Source organism: Sphingomonas naphthae (genome assembly GCF_028607085.1).
Lineage (GTDB): Bacteria > Pseudomonadota > Alphaproteobacteria > Sphingomonadales > Sphingomonadaceae > Sphingomonas_Q > Sphingomonas_Q naphthae.
Map to the genome: position 1 here is coordinate 2288376 of NZ_CP117411.1, position 18344 is coordinate 2306719.

At 64.8% G+C, this 18344-nt stretch carries 18 protein-coding genes; 5 read left to right on the plus strand and 13 right to left on the minus strand.

The features are described from left to right. Positions 1 to 21 precede the first annotated feature (21 nt). Genes PQ455_RS10965 through PQ455_RS11000 form a run of 8 tightly spaced genes read right to left on the minus strand, consistent with a single transcriptional unit; the run spans position 22 to position 6986 of the window. A complete protein-coding gene (locus PQ455_RS10965; protein WP_273686116.1) occupies positions 22 to 1251 on the minus strand; it encodes an NAD(P)/FAD-dependent oxidoreductase in 1230 nt (409 codons plus the stop codon). Continuing rightward, complete coding sequence (locus tag PQ455_RS10970) at positions 1248 to 2366, minus strand: amidohydrolase family protein (protein ID WP_273686117.1); 1119 nt, start codon at positions 2364 to 2366, stop codon at positions 1248 to 1250. Before PQ455_RS10970 ends, PQ455_RS10965 begins: the two co-directional genes overlap by 4 nt. Further along, complete coding sequence (locus PQ455_RS10975; RefSeq protein ID WP_273686118.1) at positions 2275 to 3126, minus strand: alpha/beta fold hydrolase; 852 nt, start codon at positions 3124 to 3126, stop codon at positions 2275 to 2277. Before PQ455_RS10975 ends, PQ455_RS10970 begins: the two co-directional genes overlap by 92 nt. 10 nt (positions 3127 to 3136) lie before the next feature. Beyond that, positions 3137 to 3883 carry an SDR family oxidoreductase gene (locus tag PQ455_RS10980; RefSeq protein WP_273686119.1) on the minus strand — a complete coding sequence of 249 codons (747 nt, stop codon included), beginning with the start codon at positions 3881 to 3883 and terminating at the stop codon, positions 3137 to 3139. Beyond that, a complete protein-coding gene (locus PQ455_RS10985; protein WP_273686120.1) occupies positions 3883 to 4803 on the minus strand; it encodes a VOC family protein in 921 nt (306 codons plus the stop codon). Before PQ455_RS10985 ends, PQ455_RS10980 begins: the two co-directional genes overlap by 1 nt. Before the next feature lie 22 nt (positions 4804 to 4825). Next, positions 4826 to 5350 carry an aromatic-ring-hydroxylating dioxygenase subunit beta gene (locus PQ455_RS10990; RefSeq protein ID WP_273686121.1) on the minus strand — a complete coding sequence of 175 codons (525 nt, stop codon included), beginning with the start codon at positions 5348 to 5350 and terminating at the stop codon, positions 4826 to 4828. Beyond that, positions 5347 to 6642, minus strand: a complete 1296-nt coding sequence (locus tag PQ455_RS10995; protein ID WP_273686122.1) for an aromatic ring-hydroxylating oxygenase subunit alpha — start codon at positions 6640 to 6642, stop codon at positions 5347 to 5349. Before PQ455_RS10995 ends, PQ455_RS10990 begins: the two co-directional genes overlap by 4 nt. Before the next feature lie 23 nt (positions 6643 to 6665). Beyond that, on the minus strand, positions 6666 to 6986 hold the full coding sequence (locus PQ455_RS11000; protein WP_273686123.1) for a 2Fe-2S iron-sulfur cluster-binding protein: 321 nt from the start codon (positions 6984 to 6986) through the stop codon (positions 6666 to 6668). A gap of 151 nt (positions 6987 to 7137) precedes the next feature. Between PQ455_RS11000 and PQ455_RS11005 the strand changes: the two genes are divergently transcribed. After that, complete coding sequence (locus PQ455_RS11005; protein WP_273686124.1) at positions 7138 to 7902, plus strand: enoyl-CoA hydratase/isomerase family protein; 765 nt, start codon at positions 7138 to 7140, stop codon at positions 7900 to 7902. A gap of 7 nt (positions 7903 to 7909) precedes the next feature. Here PQ455_RS11005 and PQ455_RS11010 read toward each other — a convergent pair whose 3' ends face one another. Further along, a complete protein-coding gene (locus tag PQ455_RS11010) occupies positions 7910 to 9163 on the minus strand; it encodes a CaiB/BaiF CoA transferase family protein (protein WP_273686125.1) in 1254 nt (417 codons plus the stop codon). 232 nt (positions 9164 to 9395) lie between these two features. Between PQ455_RS11010 and PQ455_RS11015 the strand changes: the two genes are divergently transcribed. Further along, the gene (locus PQ455_RS11015) at positions 9396 to 11891 is read left to right on the plus strand and encodes a TonB-dependent receptor (RefSeq protein WP_273686126.1); all 2496 of its coding nucleotides are present in this window, start codon (positions 9396 to 9398) and stop codon (positions 11889 to 11891) included. 103 nt (positions 11892 to 11994) lie between these two features. Here the strand turns inward: PQ455_RS11015 and PQ455_RS11020 are convergent, their stop codons facing one another. Next, positions 11995 to 12801 (minus strand): SDR family NAD(P)-dependent oxidoreductase, encoded by an 807-nt coding sequence (locus PQ455_RS11020; protein ID WP_273686127.1) that lies wholly within the window; start codon positions 12799 to 12801, stop codon positions 11995 to 11997. A gap of 16 nt (positions 12802 to 12817) precedes the next feature. Beyond that, positions 12818 to 13582: an enoyl-CoA hydratase-related protein gene (locus tag PQ455_RS11025; RefSeq protein WP_273686128.1), complete on the minus strand. Its 765-nt coding sequence runs from the start codon at positions 13580 to 13582 to the stop codon at positions 12818 to 12820. A gap of 96 nt (positions 13583 to 13678) precedes the next feature. Between PQ455_RS11025 and PQ455_RS11030 the strand changes: the two genes are divergently transcribed. The 3 genes from PQ455_RS11030 to PQ455_RS11040 are packed head-to-tail and all read left to right on the plus strand — an operon-like array spanning position 13679 to position 16043. Further along, positions 13679 to 14668, plus strand: a complete 990-nt coding sequence (locus PQ455_RS11030) for a phosphotransferase family protein (protein WP_273686129.1) — start codon at positions 13679 to 13681, stop codon at positions 14666 to 14668. Beyond that, on the plus strand, positions 14665 to 15060 hold the full coding sequence (locus PQ455_RS11035; RefSeq protein WP_273686130.1) for a DUF6285 domain-containing protein: 396 nt from the start codon (positions 14665 to 14667) through the stop codon (positions 15058 to 15060). The genes PQ455_RS11030 and PQ455_RS11035 overlap by 4 nt, the downstream gene beginning before the upstream one ends. Positions 15061 to 15062: 2 nt before the next feature. Beyond that, a complete protein-coding gene (locus PQ455_RS11040; RefSeq protein ID WP_273686131.1) occupies positions 15063 to 16043 on the plus strand; it encodes an NADPH:quinone oxidoreductase family protein in 981 nt (326 codons plus the stop codon). Between the two features lie 12 nt (positions 16044 to 16055). Here PQ455_RS11040 and PQ455_RS11045 read toward each other — a convergent pair whose 3' ends face one another. Further along, positions 16056 to 17261, minus strand: a complete 1206-nt coding sequence (locus tag PQ455_RS11045) for a CaiB/BaiF CoA transferase family protein (protein WP_273686132.1) — start codon at positions 17259 to 17261, stop codon at positions 16056 to 16058. A gap of 23 nt (positions 17262 to 17284) precedes the next feature. Then, the gene (locus PQ455_RS11050) at positions 17285 to 18328 is read right to left on the minus strand and encodes a DUF7064 domain-containing protein (RefSeq protein WP_273686133.1); all 1044 of its coding nucleotides are present in this window, start codon (positions 18326 to 18328) and stop codon (positions 17285 to 17287) included. Positions 18329 to 18344 lie beyond the last annotated feature (16 nt).

Genomic DNA, 18344 nt, shown 5'->3' on the forward strand with positions numbered 1-18344 from the left:
GCGGTAATCGAGTAACGAGGCTCAGGAGGCGGCCAATTCCTTGAGAACCACGCTCGTGTCGGCGAGCCGCTCGGCCGGCAATGCTACCGCGCCGACGACCAGCGCCTTGCCCTGGACGTAATCCTTGGTGGCGTTGACGCAGTCGAGCGCGATGACCTTGCCGTCCTTCAGATAGACGATCGAGAAGCTGCGGGTCGCCGGATCCCCGCGTAGCACTGCCTCGTCATGGCCAGTCGACAGGCCCACCGTCTGGAGGCGCAGGTCATATTGGTTCGACCAGAACCACGGCACGGCATGATAGACGACCTCCTGCCCCAGGATCGTCTTGGCCGCGACGGTCGCCTGATCGTTGGCGTTCTGGACCGATTCCAGGCGGATCGGCATGTCGCCGGCGAAGTCGTTGGCGTGGAGCGCGCAGTCGCCGATGGCGTAGATGTGCGGCAGGCTGATGCGGCATTGCGCATCGACCGCGACGCCATTGCCGCCCTCGGCACCCGCCGCCAGCAGCGGCTCGACGGCGGGGATGATGCCGATGCCGACGATCACCATCTCGCAGGCCAGGATCTCGCCATCGGCCAGCCGCACGCCGGTGACCCGGCCCTCGGCCTCCTCGATACACTCCACCTTGGCGCCCAGCCGCACGTCGACCCCATGGGCGCGATGCTCGGCCTCGTAGAAGCGAGACAGCGGCTCGCCGGCGACGCGGGCCAGCACCCGGTCGAGCGCCTCCAGCACCGTCACCTGCTTGCCGAACTTGGCCAGCACGGCCGCCGCCTCCAGCCCGATATAGCCGCCGCCGATCACGACGACGCGGGTGGTGCCGGCCAGTTCTCCGGTCATCCGATCGACATCGGCGCGGGTGCGCACGCCGTGGACGCCGATGAGGTCGTGGCCGGAGCAGGTCAGCTTGCGCGGGCTGCCGCCGGTCGCCCAGATGAGGTCGCCATAGCCGATCGTCTCGCCGTCCGCCGTCGTGATGCTCCGCGCCTCGGGATCCACCGACACGACCTTGCGGCCGAGCAGCATCGCCACCTGCCGCTCCTCCCAGAAGGCCGGCGGGCGGATCAGGATACGCTCGAACGCCTTCTCGCCCGAGAAATAGTCCTTCGACAGCGGTGGCCGCTCATAGGGCAGCTCCGGCTCGTCACCGACGATCGCGATCGCCCCCTCGAACCTGGCCTGCCGCAAAGCCACCGCCGCCTGCGCACCGCCATGCCCGCCACCCACGATCAGGATGCTGTAGTGCGTCATGCAAGTAGCGCCTGGGTCGCCTCGGCCAAGCTATCTGACGAGAGCCCGGCTTCGATGAGATACGGCATAGGATCATCCTGCATAATGTCGTAGGGATAATCCGTGCCCAGCACCGTGCGGCCCCGCCCCCAATCGGCCGCGAGATGACGGAGATAGACCGGATCATAGACGTTGCTGTCGTAGAAGAGATCGCGCGCGACCGTGCTGGGCGCCCGCGTCAATGCTTCCATGCCGCCGGCTCTCACGCGGTAACCGCGATCCATCCGGCCCAATATGGCCCCGAGCGCACCGCCGCCATGGCTGAACAGAAGCTTCAAGCCGGGAAAGCGCGTCGGCAGATCACGGGCGATGCAGGATGCCGCAGCATGGGCGACATCGATCGGAAAGCCCAAAAACGGCGTCAGCCCGGCGGGGAGGCCACCGCTACCCGCCGACAACGGGTGGAAGGCGTGGACGAACACGATCAGCCCTGCTTCGGCCGCCGCCTGATAGATCGGATCGAATAGCGGATCGCCGGCGTAGACGCCGTTGATGTTGCTCCCGATCTCGATGCCGATCAGGCCGAAGCGTGATCGTATTTCACCGATCTGCCGCACGGCGGTCGGCACGTCCTGCATCGTGACGATGCCCAGCCCGCCGAAACGCGACGGATCCATACCGACAAGGCTGGCGGTGAAGTGATTGACGTGATCGCACAGAAGCGCGCTGCGTGCCGGCGAGAAGCTGTAGGAGAATAATTCGGGCATCGGCGAAACGATCTGTCCCGAAACCCCCTGTCGCTCCATATCCTCGATGCGCCGGGCCGCCTCCCATGAGCGCGCGTCGAGCCGGCGAAAGGGTTTACCGCCGAACTCGAGAATGCGTCTGCCGTCCGGGCGACAGGCAAGGCAGGGCCAGCCGGGCCCTGTCCCCTCGGGGTCGATCGGAAAAGCCTCCGGAACCAGATGGGTGTGGAAGTCGATCGGCCCGGTCGACCCACCGGCCAGCAACGCGGATGTCATGGCAGCCTGCCGGCGCGCTGGGTCACTCGGCGCGACCCAGGAACTGGCCGACGAGCGTGTTGAACTGGTCGGCCTTCTCCCATTGCGCCCAATGGCCGCATTTCGGGAAGACATGGAGTTCGGCGTTGGGCAGGGACTTCTGATAGACGAAGGCCGCATCGATCGGCAGCACCCGGTCCTCGCGTCCCCAGATGATGAGAACCGGCTGCTTCACCTTGTAGAGCGGCTCGCGCCACAGGTCGTCACGCATCGCCGACGGCCCCTTGCGCTGCTTGAGCGGCGGATTGGCCACCACGTCCGGTCGCATGCTCGCCTCGAGCCGCTGCTGGAACAACTCCTCCGTGATCAGCGACGGATCGTACACAAGCTCCTTGATGATGCCGCGCAGCTTCTTCTCGCTCGGCCCGTCACCCAGATAATAAGTGAACATCGCCATCAGGCCGGGGGTCGGGAAATTGGAGTGAACCGCCAGGCCACCGCCCGGCCCCATCAGCACCAGCTTCGACACCCGATCGGGATGATCGATCGCGGTTCGTAGCGCCGTACCTCCGCCGAGAGAATTGCCGACGATGCTCGCCTTGGCGATACCCAGCGCATCCATCAGGCCGATCACGACCGCCGACAGGACATCGAAGATGCTCCCTTCGATCTCGCGATTCTCGGAGCCGCCATACCCCGGCAGGTCGATCACGATCACTCGGTTCGACTGCGACAGCGGGCCGATGTTGCGGCTGTAATTGCTGTAGCCGGTCGCACCGGGGCCGCCGCCGTGGATCATGATGACCGCGTCGCCCTCGCCGACATCGTGATAGGCGATCTTCGCGCTCAGAACCTCCACGATGTTGACGGGCGGCCGCTCGCTTACGTCGCTCATCTTTCTCTCCTCATAGCATGGCGCTGCCGCCGTTGACGCTCATGACCTGTCCTGTGACGAAGCCCGATTCCGGGCGCGCGAGATGGACGATCATCGACGCCACCTCGTCGGGCTCTGCCGCCCTGCGCTTAGGGATGACGTCGATGAATTCCTTGATGAAGGGATTGCCCGCCGCAGTTTCCCGCTCGACGAAGGGCGTGCGCACCATCGCGGGGGCGACGGTGTTGACGGTGATGTCCTGCTCGGCGAATTCTCGCGCCAGCCCGGTCGTCAGGCCATGCATGCCGCCCTTGGCCGCATTGTATGCGGCGTGCGCCAACAGGCCGTTGCGCACCGAATCGGCGCCGACGTTCACGATCCGCCCGTATCCGCGCTCGACCATCGCTGGCAGCGCGGCATGGCACATCCAGATGCAGGTCCACAGATTGCGATCCAGTGTCGCATGCAGCGTCTTGGGCGATTGCTTGAGGAACGGCCGGATGACACCCCCGCCCGCATTGTTGACCAGGATGTCGAGGCGACCGAACCGCTCCAGCGCGAGCGCGACAAGGGCGACGGCGCCCTCCTGCTGCGACAGGTCCGCGACGAGCGTCGCGCAACCTTCGCCGTCACGCCACCCGGCGGCCTCCATCGCCGCCGGATCGATATCCGCCAGAACAAGGCTGACAGCTTCGGCCTGGAGCATCCGCGCCGTGGCCTGGCCGATCGGGCTTGCGGCACCCGTGACGATCGCGGCCTGCCCCGCCAGCGGCGCCATCAGGCTTCACCTGCCCGCGCCGGTCGTTCGATATGGCCGACCTTGCCGAAGTCGCGTTCCGCCCGACCACCCCAGGTGTCGAGCGATTCCAGTGCGCGGGGGAAACCACGCGGGGCGCGATCACCCTCTTCGGGAAACTCCTCCATCCCGAAACTATATTCGAGCGTCAGACCATCGGGATCGAGGAAGTAGAGGAACACCGATTCCGATGTGGGATGCCGCCCCGGCCCGAACACGATCGGCACATTGTGCCGCTTCAGGCGGTTGAGCGCCCTGCCGATATCGTCAATCTCGGTGACCATGAAATTGACGTGCTGCAACATCGGCTCGTCGCCCTGCGCCTGCCCCACGCCGAAGCTGTGATGAAAAGGATTGGGGAAGCAACGCATGAACGCGACGACGCCTTCCACCCGATCCGACACGCGGAAGTTCAGATGCTCGATCATGAACATTTCGGTGTCCTCGCGCTGCGGCGTGGTCACGACGACATGGCCCAGCTGGGCGATCTTGGTGTGGCGGATGCGGTAGGGCTCAACACCCTCGATTTCGGTGAAGAATTCGAACTGGGTGCCCGTCGTCGGCTCGATCGCACGAACGGCGTGGGCGATGCCGAGCCCGGCCAAGTCGGCGGCGCCGACTTCGACGACGTCGATCCCGAGCGACGCGAACTCTGCACGCACCGCCGACAGGGCGGCCTCGCTCTCCATCTGCCAAGCGACGCGCTTCAGCCCCGGCGGCCCTTCGTACAATACGATATCCTGATGGCGATCGCTGCACCGGAACAATGCCATGTCCGGGGAGGACGCAGGCACGCGCTCCAGTCCGACGATCGTCTCGTAGAAATCGGCCGACCGGGCAAGATCGGACACGTTCAGGGCGACATAGCCCAATCGGACATATCGAATATCGGCCACGGCCATCGGATAAGACCCTTGCAGATCGCTAGAGGATGATGCTGACCCGGCCCTGAGGGCGCAGATTGGTCAGATCGAGGTAGGAGCGTTTGGCGGCGATCCGCAGCCCGTCCGCCGTCTTGCGCAGCAGGTAGCGGTGGTGGCCGGGAAACACGTCGGTTACGTCGTTCTTCGAACGATAGGTCACGAAGCAGCAGCCGATCCGCGCCTCTTCGGCATTCTCGGAAAGAATGCGAACGTTGCTGATGACGCGCATCACCTTCGACCGTGGGAATTCGGAATGGGCGCCGGGCTTGTTCAGCCGATCGATGCGGTGTTGCAGCCGGGCATAATCGTCCGCGATGTAGAATAGGGTCGTTTGCGGATCGGCACCGTCGGGCGCGCCCGCCGTCGGCACCTCGTAGGTCGCCCCCTCGGTGAACAGGGCGAACCACTCGTCGAGCCGCCATTCGTCGAGCAGCGCCGCTTCGTGAAACAGGAAATCCTCAAAGGCCGCCCGGCCGAGCGACGCCGTCGCCCCCTGATCGGTCATCGCCACAGCCCACTCGGTCACGCCACCCCCTCCACGCGACGGCTCCACTCGCGCCAGAAGGCACGCATCTGCTCCTCGTCGTCGTGCAGCTTTTCGGCGCGCGCCATTCCCCGCGAGAGATCGTTGAACGGCACCTCGGCGAGATTGCGATAGCCCTTTTGCGCCGACTCGAGAGCCTCGACATCGTCCGGCGTTGCGAAGCCGCCGGGGCCGAGGAATTCGAGGAAATTGTCGAGCCGCCATGCGCGGAACTGCGGATCCTCATCGACCGGCGCCAGCGCCCAGCCGGTGACGTGCAATTCATCGACCTGTTCGGGATAAAAGGTGCGCACCGTCAGCGCCATGATGTCGTTGATGACCAGGTTGGGGAAGATCACCATGTTCCGGTTGCCGCGTGCGATCCGGCGGGCGCGATCCGGCCCGTACAATTCCTCGAGCCGCGCGCGCTTTGCGTCGATCACCGCCTTGCCATGTTCCCCCCAGGTCGGGATGGATTGAGCGACGGGCCGGCCCCAGGCGGCTGCATATTCGATCACCGCATGGCCATTGCCCAGATCGATGCCGCGCGAGAGCGTCGGCTTGGCGTTGCGCAGCGCCTGCGCGCCATATCCGGTCGAGACGCCAAGATAGTCGATGTAGGTCGAATGCGTCTCGCTGGCATGATAGCCATCGTTGCTGTTCTCGGCGAGCAGCTTCCAGTTCGCGCGGATGCTATATTCCTGCGTGCCGCCGACGACCTCCATGCCGATTTCGGAATGATCGACGGCGAGGTCGATGATCTCCTTGGCGCCCGCCAGATAGTCTGAGAGGCTTTCGCCCTCGGCGCTGAAATTCACGAACCACAGGTCGCGATAGGAATCGAGGCGGGGCACGGAGCGCAGATTGGCGCAGCCCTCGGCATTGAAATCCGCCGGATAGGTTTCGGCATCGAAACGCGAAGCGAACTGACCGTTATTGTTGAACGACCAGCCATGGTAGAAGCAGCGGAACGACATCGCGTTGCCACTGCTCTCACGCACGACCTGCGCGCCGCGATGCGGACAGACGTTGAAGAAGGCGTGAACGGCCCCCTTCCGATCGCGGTTGAACACCAGCTCGCGACCGCCGACGCTGCGGATCAGAAAATCATTGGGCCGCTTCAGCTCCGATGCGTGGCCGAGATATAACCAGCAGGTCGAGAAGATGTGATCGCGTTCGCGCTTCAGGATCGCGGGATCGACGAAGGCGCGGCGATCCACCCGGAAGGTGGAGCGCGTAACGTCTTCCCGGACGATGGGCGCGTCACGCGGCAGAAGAGGGTCGGCCTCGGCCATGGCGATGTACCTTTGATCTCGGTTCAATGTTGGCTTACGGGAATTTCGACGATCAGCCCGTCGAGCGCCGCGCTCAGGCGGATTTGACACGACAGACGCGAATTGCCGCGCGGCTCGACCGCGAATTCGAGCATGTCCGCCTCACCCGTCTCGATCGGCGGCAGGCGATCGAGCCATTCGGGATCGACATAGACATGACAGGTCGCGCAGGTAAGTGCGCCGCCGCAATCGGCATCGATGCCATCGACGCCATTCTGAACCGCCACCTCCATCAATGAAAAGCCGTCCTCTCCCTGGAGGACGGTCGAATCACCGTCTGGAGACTTGAACTCAACCTGCGGCATGGACGTTCGTAACTCCAAATTTGATTGGTGGTCCTACCAAACTTATATGAATTGCCGTATGAGGCGTCAAGCGATGGTTCGCCATATGCCAAGAGCTGTAGATTATCTTTTTTACACAATGAGTTGGCGTACTTAAGAAAGGGTTGGACGAATGATCGGCTACAGTGAGGAGAGCGGCGTCGCCACTATTCGGATTGATCGGCCGGATGCGCGGAACGCCTTGACCGCAGCGATGCGCCATGACCTCGTCGACGCATTCGCTGCGGCGCAAGCGGCCCGTGGCGTTCGCTCGGTGATCCTGACCGGATCGGGCGGCCATTTTTGCGCGGGCGGCGACATTGCCGAGATGGGAGGAGCGCCAGCCGATGGCCTGATCCGCGTTCGGCGATCCCATGCGTTAATCCGGGCGATCTCGTCGATCGACAAGCCGGTCGTCGCAGCGGTGCGTGGAAGCTGCATCGGTATAGGCTGGTCGCTCGCGCTGGCGTGCGATCTGGTGATCGCGGCCGCCGACGCCCGGTTTCGATTCGGCTTTCAGGCTTTGGGATTGGCGCCGGACGGTGCCGCTTCGATGCTGCTGGTCCGGCAGGTCGGCCTGATGCGGGCCAAGGAACTGATCTACACCGGTCGTTTCGTCAGCGGGTCGGAGGCCGCAGCCCTCGGCCTCGCCCTGGAAGCGATCGATACCGACCGGGTCGATGCGCGTGCCCTGGAATTTGCCGCCAGTCTCGCGTCGGCCCCGACACTGGCGGTGGGTATGGCCAAGCGGCAACTCGACCTCGCCAGCGGCCAGACACTTGAGGCGGCTCTGGCGCTCGAGGCGGCGATGCAGCCGCTCATGCAGCAGACGGCGGACTTCGCGGAGGGCGTCGCTGCCATGCGGGAGAAGCGCGCGGCCCGATTTACGGGCGAATGACGATGGCTCAGGCCGCCCGCCCGCGCGGGCCCGCCTGGCCGAAAGCACCAGCCTCATCGGCGGCGGCGATGGCGGCGGCATCCCACCCGAACGCTTCGGTCAGGATGTCCACGCCATCCGCCCCATGGCGCGGCGCGGCGCGCGGCGAGGCGATCGGCGTGCCCGACAAGCGGTACGGCGGCGCGATGTTGGGCACCGTGCCGCCGGCTGGATGGGGTATCTGCGAGATCAGCCCGCGCGACCCCACCTCGACGCTTGCCATCCCCTCCGACACGCTCGCGACGGGGCCGGCAGGCACGCCAGCCGCGAGCAGGCGCTCGACCCATATCGATCGAGCCCCGGTGGCGAAGATCCGCCCGAGATCGGCGATCAGTTCGTCGTGATGGCGCGCGCGCTGTTGCACCGTCGCATAGCGCGGATCAGCAGAAAGCGCATCGCTGCCCAGCGCGGCGCATAATTTGCGAAACAAGCGATCGTTCGGGCAGGATATGAGCAACGTTCCATCCGCCGCTTCGAAGGTCGCGCTGGGGGGCGCCATGCGCATGGAATTTCCGGTACGCGGCGGATCGACCCCGGTCAGGAGATAATTGTAGGCACGATAGGCGAGCAACGAAACCGCCTGATCGACCAGCGCCACGTCCACCCGCTGCCCCCGACCCGTTCGCTGCCGCGCGAACAGCGCGGCGAGAACAGCGCTCGTCGCGCTCATGCCAGCCGTGATATCGACGACTGGCACGCCGACCAGCAGAGGCGGCCCGTCACGCTCACCGTTGATCGACATCAGCCCGGTTTCCGCCTGGACGATCTGATCGAAGCCTGGCCTGTTGCCCAACGGCCCTTCTCGTCCATAGGCCGAGATCGAACAGTAGATGAGCGCCGGATTGTCCGTGCTGACAGTCTCGTAGCTCAGCCCGAATCGCTCCATGACCGAGCCCGAATAATTCTCGACCAGAATGTCGGCGGATCGCACCAGATCACGCGCGATCGCCTGCCCGGCGTCGGTCGTCAGATCGAGAGCGATGCTGCGCTTGTTCCGGTTGTTCCAGAGGAAGGCGCCCCCCTCGCCGGCGATCTCGGGCGGCCGCACGTTGCGAAAATCGTCGCCGCGCTCGCCATTCTCGACCTTCACGACATCAGCCCCGAAATCGGCCAGCTCCATCGTACAGACCGGCCCGGCGACGAAATGGGTGAAATCGATCACCTTGATGCCGGCCAGAGCAAGGCCGGATTGTGCCGGTGCTTTCGGATCATCGCTGGACATCATCCGCTCCCACAACCTCTCGTAGTCGACCATTCATGCAACATAGGGGTTGCTTTGGACAGACCTAATGGTAGAACCACTGTTACTCGCCGTGAGAAACAAGTGCGGGAGTCGAGGGAGCAGCGTCAATGACGACGAGTTCAGCAGCATGTTCGCTGCCATGCACTGTGCATGGCGGGCTGCCGTCACGCCGCGCCTCCAGCCTGAAGTTCGGGTTTCAGAGAGGATGATCATGGACCATAAAAGTTTTGGCCGCCGTCGCGCGCTGCTGCGCGGGGCCGTCCTGATGGGGTGCAACACGATCGCGCTGGCCGCTGCCTATGCGCAGGCGCCGCAGGCTGCTCCGTCTTCACCCGCCCAACCGGCGGCCGCGAACACGCCGGCCGAGGGCGAGATCGTCGTAACCGCCCGCCAGCGCGGTGAAACGCTGATGAGCGTGCCTGTCTCGGTTTCGGTGGTGACGCCGGCGCAGCTCAAGACCAATCTGGCGAACGATCTGGTGTCGATCGGCGAATTGACCCCATCGGTCATCATCGGTGCCTTCAGCGCGAACGGCGGCAGCTCGATCGCCATTCGCGGCATCAGCAGCCCCGCCAACACCGCAGGCTTCGAGCAGGCCGTGTCGGTTGCCATCGACGGCGTGCAGACCAGCAACGGCCGCATCGCTCTCCTCGGCTTCTTCGATCTGGCCCAGGTCGAGGTGTTGAAGGGGCCGCAGGCGCTGTTCTTCGGCAAGAATTCCGACGGCGGCGTGATTTCCATCAAGACCGCCGGGCCGACCGCCTCGTTGCAGGGATCAGCCAGTTCGACCTACGAATTCGTCGGCGACGAGACGGTCAACGATGTCGCGATCTCGGGCCCGCTCGGCGAGACCCTGGGTTTCCGCGTAGCGCTGCGTTATCGCGACATGGCGGGCTGGATGCGGAATACCGCGGGAGTTACGGCCAACCCCTTCTATCGTGCAGCGACCGGGCTCGCAGCCTCCGCCGCGACCCTACCGGGCACCACCAGCCGCCGCGTCGGCAACAACGAATTGCTCGGCCGCGTCACGCTCGAATTCCGCCCCTCGACCAGCTACACCGCCTCGCTGAAGGTCTTCGCGTCCCATTATCGCGACGATGGTGCCGGCTCCGCCTCGCAGAATATCGGGCCGTGCATCGGCACGCAGCCGCGCTTCGGTGGCATCGCCGATCCTTATGGCGAATGCGTGAAGGATAACCGCACGACGGTGGGCGATGTCCCCGCCGCCGTTGCCGCCGCGATGCTGAACGGACGCAAGAACGGCAAGGCCTTCTCGACGCTCAACTCGATCATCAGCTCGCTGACCCAGACCTTGTCCCTCGACACGGCGACGATCACCTCGATCACCGGTCTCAATCGCTTGCGGACCTTCTCGCAGAGTGGCCTCGACCAGACGACCTTCTCGCAGCTGGCCAATGCCTCGCCGGATCGATCGACCGAATTCAGCCAGGAACTGCGCTTCGCAAGCGACTTTTCCGGGCCGATCAACTTCATGATCGGCGGCTTCTATGGCCACACCGAACGCTACATCAACGGCGACGTGAAGTTCGGCGATGGCAATTATGTCGCCAGCTCGGGCCGGATCGAAAGCTACAGCACCGAATATACCCAGAAAGCGGATGCGGTTTCGGTATTCGGCCAACTTATGTGGAAGCTCACCGACCAGTTCGAACTGTCCGGCGGTGCCCGCTACACGCATGAAAAGAAGACGACGGACAACCGCACCATCTACGGCCTGGGCACCTTCAACACGCTCAACTTCACCTTCCCCGGCGAGACTCAGCCCAATCTGCTGCGCGATCGTTTCAAGGGGGACAATGTGTCGCCGGAAGTGACATTGTCGTGGCGGCCGACATCGCGGCACACGCTCTACGTGGCATATAAGACGGGTTACAAGTCGGGCGGTGCCGTCTCGGGGCCGTTCAGCACGGCCACCCGGCTCGACGACGTTAATTACGGGCCGGAGAAGGTGAAGGGCTTCGAAGGCGGCGCCAAGGGCACCTTCTTCGACAATCGCCTGCGTGCCACGGCGGCGGTCTTCGCTTACGATTTCACCGATCTTCAGGTGAACTCCTATGATCCGGTTCGCACGGCCTATGTCGTCGGCAATGCCGGCAAGGTGAAGCAGCGCGGGGTCGAGTTTGAGGGCAATTTCCGCGTCACACCGGAACTCCAGCTGCGCAGCGCCGTCACCTACGTCCATAATCGCTATCAGGATTATACCGGACAATGCTATGGCTTCGCCTTCGCCGCAGGGACGAGCCGCGCGACGGCGGTGGCGCCGCCAAATTGCTCCTTCGTCAACACGACGGCGCTCACCTTGCAGCAGGTATTCGACGGTCGCGCGCCGGCCCGCTCGCCGGACTGGAGCGGCAATGCCGGCTTCACGTTGGATCTGCCGGTCGGCGACCTCAGCATCATCACCACCGGCGATGCCTTCTACAGCGGCGGCTATTATGCCTCGGAAACGATGGCATCGAGCACCTACCAGAAGGATTTCTGGCGCTTCAACGCCAGCGTCGGCGTCGGCGCGCCGGACAATCGCTGGCGCGTGGCCCTCGTCGGCCGCAATCTGACCAACAAATATTATCTGACCTTCGCGGCGGATCGCACTGGCGGCACCGGCATTCCCAATGTCGTCGGCGAGCAGCGCGGCGTGGTGGCGCGGGGACGGCAGATCGCCGTGCAAGGTAGCGTCAGATTCTAGATTTACGACAGAGCCGCATCGGAGCGACGGCACCATACTCCCCAACTGAAACGGCGGCGAAGCAATTCGCCGCCGTCTTTCTGTTCAGGGGCAATCCATCCAATCAATATGCGCTGAGCGTCGCACCACCGTTCACCAGCAGCAACTGGCCCGTCACGAAACTGGCGAGGTCGCTGGCGAAAAAGCTCACGACCTTGGCGATGTCGTCGGGCTGGGCGAAACGGCGCAGCGGAAAGCCGGCCGCGAGATCCTCGCCGACGCCGCGCGAGGCGGCAACGGCGCTGACCCGCGCGGTCATCGTATAGCCCGGCAGCACTGCGTTGACGCGGATGCCGTCCGGCCCGACCTCGCCCGCCAGGGTCCGCGTGAAGCTGTTGAGCGCCGCTTTCGACGCGCCATAATGCGCCAGCGCGCCGGTCGATCGGGGGAAGGAACCGGCCTGCGAGGATATGTTGACGATCGATCCGCCACGCCCGGCCGTCCGCATGTGCCCCACCGCCGCCTGGCAGCAATGCACCGCGCTTTCGTAATTCAGCGAAAACAGGATGCGCATGTCGGCATCGGACACCGACGAAGCGTAGCTTTCCGCCTCCGGTGTCACGAAACCACCCGCTGCGTTCACCAGGATATCGATCGCACCGAGATCGTACACCACGGCCTGCATCACATCGAAGACCCGATCGCGCTGCGTCAGATCGACGGCGAGGCCGCTCGATCGCCGCCCCAGCGCACGAACCTCGTCCATGACCGTATCGGCCGACAGTGCCTCGTTCCACTGCCGGGCCGCATCGAGATCGATGTCCAGGATCGCCACATCGGCGCCGGCACGCGCCAGCCGTAGGGCGACCGCCCGCCCGATCCCGCGCGCGGCGCCGGTGACCACCGCCACCTTCCCGTCGAGTCCTTCCATGTCCGTTTCCTCTCCTTCAGCGACCAGTCCAGTGCGGCTGCCGCTTTTCGGCGAACGCGCGCAGGCCCTCGGCGCGGTCGTCACTCGCCGCCGTCTCCATCGAGATGCGATCCGACACCTGCCTGATCTCCGTCCGGCTGGCGCTCGGACGAGCCGCGAGCAGCGCGAGTTCCTTCGTCGCCCTCACGGAAAGCGGTGCGCAATCGAGGATGGACGCCGCCCATTGCTTCGCCACGTCGAGCGTGGTGCCGGCGGGCGCTACGTCGGTCACGGCGCCCCAGCGCAGCGCGGTAGCGGCATCCATCGGACGACCTGTCAGGGCATAGCCCATCGCGACATGCCATGGCAGGCGGCTGACCAGCCCATCCGCCCCGCCGCCCAGCGCGACGAAACTGACCTTCGGCTCGGACAAGGCGAAGCGCGCCGTCTCGTCGGCGATGATGATGTCGCAAGCCATCGCCAACTCCCAGCCGCCGCCATAGGCAAGGCCATTCACCGCCGCGATCATCGGCTTCACGATGTCGTCGCGCCGCGCGAGCCCGGCCCAGCCGGTGGGCGGAAGCGGCTCTTCAGGTCGCGAAGCCAGATCATGCCCGGCGCAGAAGGCCCGTCCGGTGCCAGTCACGATCGCCAGCCACAGATCGTCATCGGCAACGAAATCATCCCAGATGCGCGAGAGTTCCTCGCATGCCGGAGTGTCGAGCGCGTTCAACACGTGGGGCCGATCCAGCGTGACCGTGAGAATATGTCCATCACGCGCCGTAACGATCCCTGTCGCCATGCGACCTCTCCTCTTGTTGTAGCCGTCACCCTATCTCGAATTGATTGGACCTACCATCGTTAATCGATATACGAAGTCCTCAAAAAGGGGAGATCGATGGAGAGTGAAAAGCCCTTTTCCGAGCGCGTCGCTGAGATCGCCGCGCGTCTCGGTTTCGTCATGTTGGGATGCGATCGCCTGTCGGGTGGCGCGAGCCAGGAAACCTGGCTGATGTCCGCAACGCGCGATGGGCTGCGCGACGACCTGATCTTGCGTCGCTCGCCCAACGGTCAGGACAAGTTGCGCGAAACATCGGCGGGGCTTACGGCCGAGGCAGCCTTGATGCGCCGCGCCGCGCGGAGCGCGATCCCCGTTCCCGATGTAGTTCACGTTCTGACGGCAGCCGACGAACTCGGCGCCGGCTTTATCAGCCGCCGTGTCTTCGGCGAAACCATCCCCAAGAAAATCCTGCGTGAAGATGCCTATCGCGCCGCGAGGCCGTTGCTGGCGGCTCAGAGTGGCGCGATTCTCGCCGCGATCCACGCCATCCCGCTCGACGAGCTTCCGCCGCTGCAGGAGCAGACGGCCGCGCAGAGAGTGGAAGCATTGCGGGCACGCTATGACCGGATCGGCGAACGCCGGCCGATTTTCGAACTGGCGTTTCGCTGGCTCGGCGAACGGACGCCGGTCGATGCCGTGCGCCGCTTGTGCCACGGCGATTTCCGCAATGGCAATCTGATCATCGATGCGGACGGGATCGCCGCCGTTCTCGACTGGGAATTGGCGCACACGGGCGATCCGATCGAGGATCTGGGATGGCTGTGCGTGCCCTCATGGCGGTTCGGCCATCTCAATCGCGAGGCCGGGGGCTTCGGCACGCGCGACGATCTTCTCGACGCTTATGTCGCTGCTGGCGGGCCTGCCGTCGATCCACGGCGCATCGATTTCTGGATCCTGTTCGGCACGCTGGCGTGGGGCATCGGTTGCCTCAATTTCGCCGCCGAATTCCGGACGGGCGACCGCACGGTCGAGCGAGCATCGATCGGCCGGCGCGTATCCGAAACCGAGCTGGACCTGATGATGCTCTTGACCGGGAGACTGCAATGAGCCGCACGTCGCCAACGGCATCCGAGCTGGTCGCGGTGATTGCCACGTTCCTGCGGGACATGGCCGGCAGCCAACTCGCAGGCGCCGGTCGCTATCATGCGCTGGTCGCCGCCAACAGCCTGGACCTTGTCGGCCGGGAGATCGCCCAGGGCCCGAATGTCGATCGGGCCGCTACGGAGCGCGTGCGGCCGCTGCTGGGGGCGGAAGGAAACATATCGGCGCTCGACGCGATGCTGTGCGACCGTATTGCCGGCGGTGGCATCGCGATCGACGATCCCGCCCTTCTCGAGCATCTGTTGCTGACGGCCGAGGCGGAAATTGGGATCGATCAGCCGGGTTACGCCACATTGCGGCTGCTTCAGGCGCAACGCCGATCGAACGAAGGAGAGTGAAAATGCGGGCGATCGTCTGCGAGCATTTCGGCACGCCCGACGTGGTCGTCCTCAAGGATATGCCCGTGCCTGAACCGGGCTGCGGGGAGGTTCGCATCCGCGCCCACGCGGCAGCTGTGAACTTCCCGGATGTGCTGCACATCGCCAACAAATATCAGAAAAACCGGCAGCCGCCCTTCATCCCCGGCCTGGAGGTGGCAGGCGTGGTGGATAGCGTCGGGGACGGCGTGGTCCGCTTCCGCGCCGGCGATCGGGTATGTTCGTCGCTCGATCGCGGTGGCACCTTCGCGGAATATGTCATCGCCGCCGAGACGCGCTGCTCGCTCCTGCCTGAAACCGTATCCTTTGCGACCGCCGCCGCCATGCCGCTGACCTATGGCACGACGCTGCATGCCCTCCGCGATCGGGGGCGGTTGCAGGCGGGGGAAACCCTGTTGGTGCTGGGCGCGGGCGGTGGAGTCGGCACGGCCGCGATCGATCTCGGCAAACGAATGGGCGCGCGCGTGATCGCCGCAGCATCCTCCCCTGAAAAGCTTGCGTTGGCCCGCAATCTCGGTGCGGACGAGACCATCGATTACAGCCGGGAGGATGTGAAGGTGCGTGCCCGGGAGATCGCCGGGTCGAACGGCATCGACGTGATCTACGATCCGGTCGGCAGCGAATTGAGCGAGGCGGCCTTCCGCGCCCTCGGCTGGTATGGCCGCCACCTCGTCATCGGTTTCGCGCGCGGAACCATCCCTGCCCTGCCACTGAACCTGCCTCTTTTGAAGAATGCCGAACTGATCGGGGTTCATTGGGGCACCGCCGTCGAGCAGCGCCCCGACCTGTATCGCATGGTGATGGACGATGTGATCGATGGTGTCGCGAGCGGCGGCCTTTCGCCACGGATCAGCGCCCGCTATCCGCTCGAAAAGGCCGCCGACGCACTTGCCGAGGTGGCCGCCGGCCGAGCGCTGGGCAAGGTGGTGGTGGAGATCGCCTGACCTCGCGGTCGTTCAGGCGACGACGCCTCGCGCGCGCCATTCGGCGATCTGCGGCGGCGCGAAGCCCAGACCGGCAAGGATCGCGTCCGTGTCCTGTCCGATTTCCGGTGCTGATCGTGGCTTGGTCTTATCGAGGCCGTCGATGTGGAAGGGGCTGTCGATAGTGAGCTTCGCTTCAAAGTTCGCATCACCCTCGATGATGGCACCCGCCTCCCGCATCTGGAGATCGTGAAGCGCATCGCCGCTGCGGGCGACGACGCCCACCGTGTGCCCCGCCGCCTCGAACACCGTCTGCCATTCATCGCTGGGCCGGATAGCGAACAGCCCATCGAGGATGCGGGTCAGCGCGGCGGCGTTGGCATGGCGGGCCGGGCGGGTGGCGAAGCGTGCATCCTGCGCCAGTTCGGGCACACCCAATATCTCGATGAAGGACGGCCACGCCTTATCCTCGGCGATCAGGCTGACGATGAACCAGCGGCCATCGGCACAGGCATACATGTTCGTGAGCGCGTTCCGCGGCGTCTCGCGCGGTTGCCGATAGACGACATCGCCGCCGACCAGCGCGGCCTGGATCGACATGGCGTTGGCCCACGCACCGTTGGCGATGAGCGAGCTTTCGACCATCCCCCCCTCCCCCGTCTGCGACCGCCGATACAGCGCGGTGACGATGGCGGCATAGAGGCTTACCCCGGAAGGCTGATCGCCCATACCGTTGGCGGCCGCGGCCGGCGGCCCCTCCGCGTCGGGCCGAACCAGATCGGCGAGGCCGCTGCGCGCCCAAAAGGCCTGCGCGTCGAAGCCCGGCTTGTGCATCTCGGCACCGCGCTCGCCATATCCCGTGAAAGAGGCATAGATCAGACGGGGGTTGATCGCCGCCAGCTGCGCGTAATCGATGCCCAGGCGGGGCCGCTGGCGCAGCGGCAGATTGGTGATGAAGACGTCCGCTTCGCGCACCAGCGCCTCGACGATCGGTGCCGCATCGGGCGATTTGAGATCGAGCGCCAGCCCCCGGCGATTGCGCGCCGCCATCGTCCAGATGAAATTGTGGTCCGCGATTGCCTGATTGGGCGCCCCGAACACCTTGCGGAGGCCATCGCCCACCACGGGCGGCTCGATCTTGACGACCTCGGCACCGAAGTCCGACAGGATCGTGGCGGCTCCGGGCGCGGCGATGAAGCTCGCGGCGTCGATGACCTTGAGCCCCTTGAAAACACTCATGACTGAACCTCGCGGATAGGTGATCAGGCGGCCGCCGGCGTCTTTTTTTCCGAGATGGGGATGCCGCCGACGACAAGGTCGGTGAATTCGGTCATCCCCAAGGTTTCATGGTCGTCGCACTGGTAGCGGCTCATGCTCTCGGTAATGCGGACATAGCGATCGTCCTGTCCGGGCCGGCGATGGCGCAACGGCACGGTGGCCAGCACCTCGGCCGTCATGACGTAATCGCGGCGCGCCGTCCGAAAACGGGCGGTCAACGTCTTGGGCAGATAGGCGGGTGCATAATCGACATCGATCTTTCCTGCGACGATTGGATCGAAATGGTCGCCGTCCAGCACGTTACCGCTCACCCGGTTCGGACCGCCGGCGGGATCGCCCTTGATCGACAGCAGGGCGGCGAACGTGGGCGAGAAGGTGACCGGCAGCCATTTGTACCAGAAGAAGCTATGCCAGAAACGCGGCCCCCAACTCTTGTCGCGGTAGCCCGTCCCTTGGGAGACATCATAACCCAGGCCATCGACCACGATCCGGCCCGTGACGGCCATCATCTGCTCGGTATGGCCGCGATAGACAGAGGTTTCGGGATCGAGCTCGATCGGCGAGCCGTCCGCATCCACGATCTCACCGCCATGCATCGGCGATACGCCGGTGAAGATGAGATCGATCGACGCGGCCCGTTTTGGATAGCGTTTGAAGGCCGAACTCGGATCGGCCATCGCGAGCGGATCATCCATGATCAGCAGTTCACCCGAGTAGGTGACGCGATGGCACCGAAGCGGCTCGACAACCTCGAAGCGCATGCCTGCCGCCGCCAGTGCCTTGTTGTCGATGATGGCAGGACGGGCGAACATGAAGCCGACCCGACCGTCCGGCAGATAGACGCAGCATGTCATCTCTGCATGGCCTTCATTGGGTCGGTTACCGATCCGCATCCAACAGCCGATGCCTTGCCGGCTATCGAATGCGTTGAAATACATGCTTTCGTTGTAGTTGGAGGCTGCTTCCGGCTCGTGGGTATATTCGTCACGCGCGTCGAGCTTCAGCTTGGTGCCGGGCGGCATGTACATGGCGCAATCCTTTCAG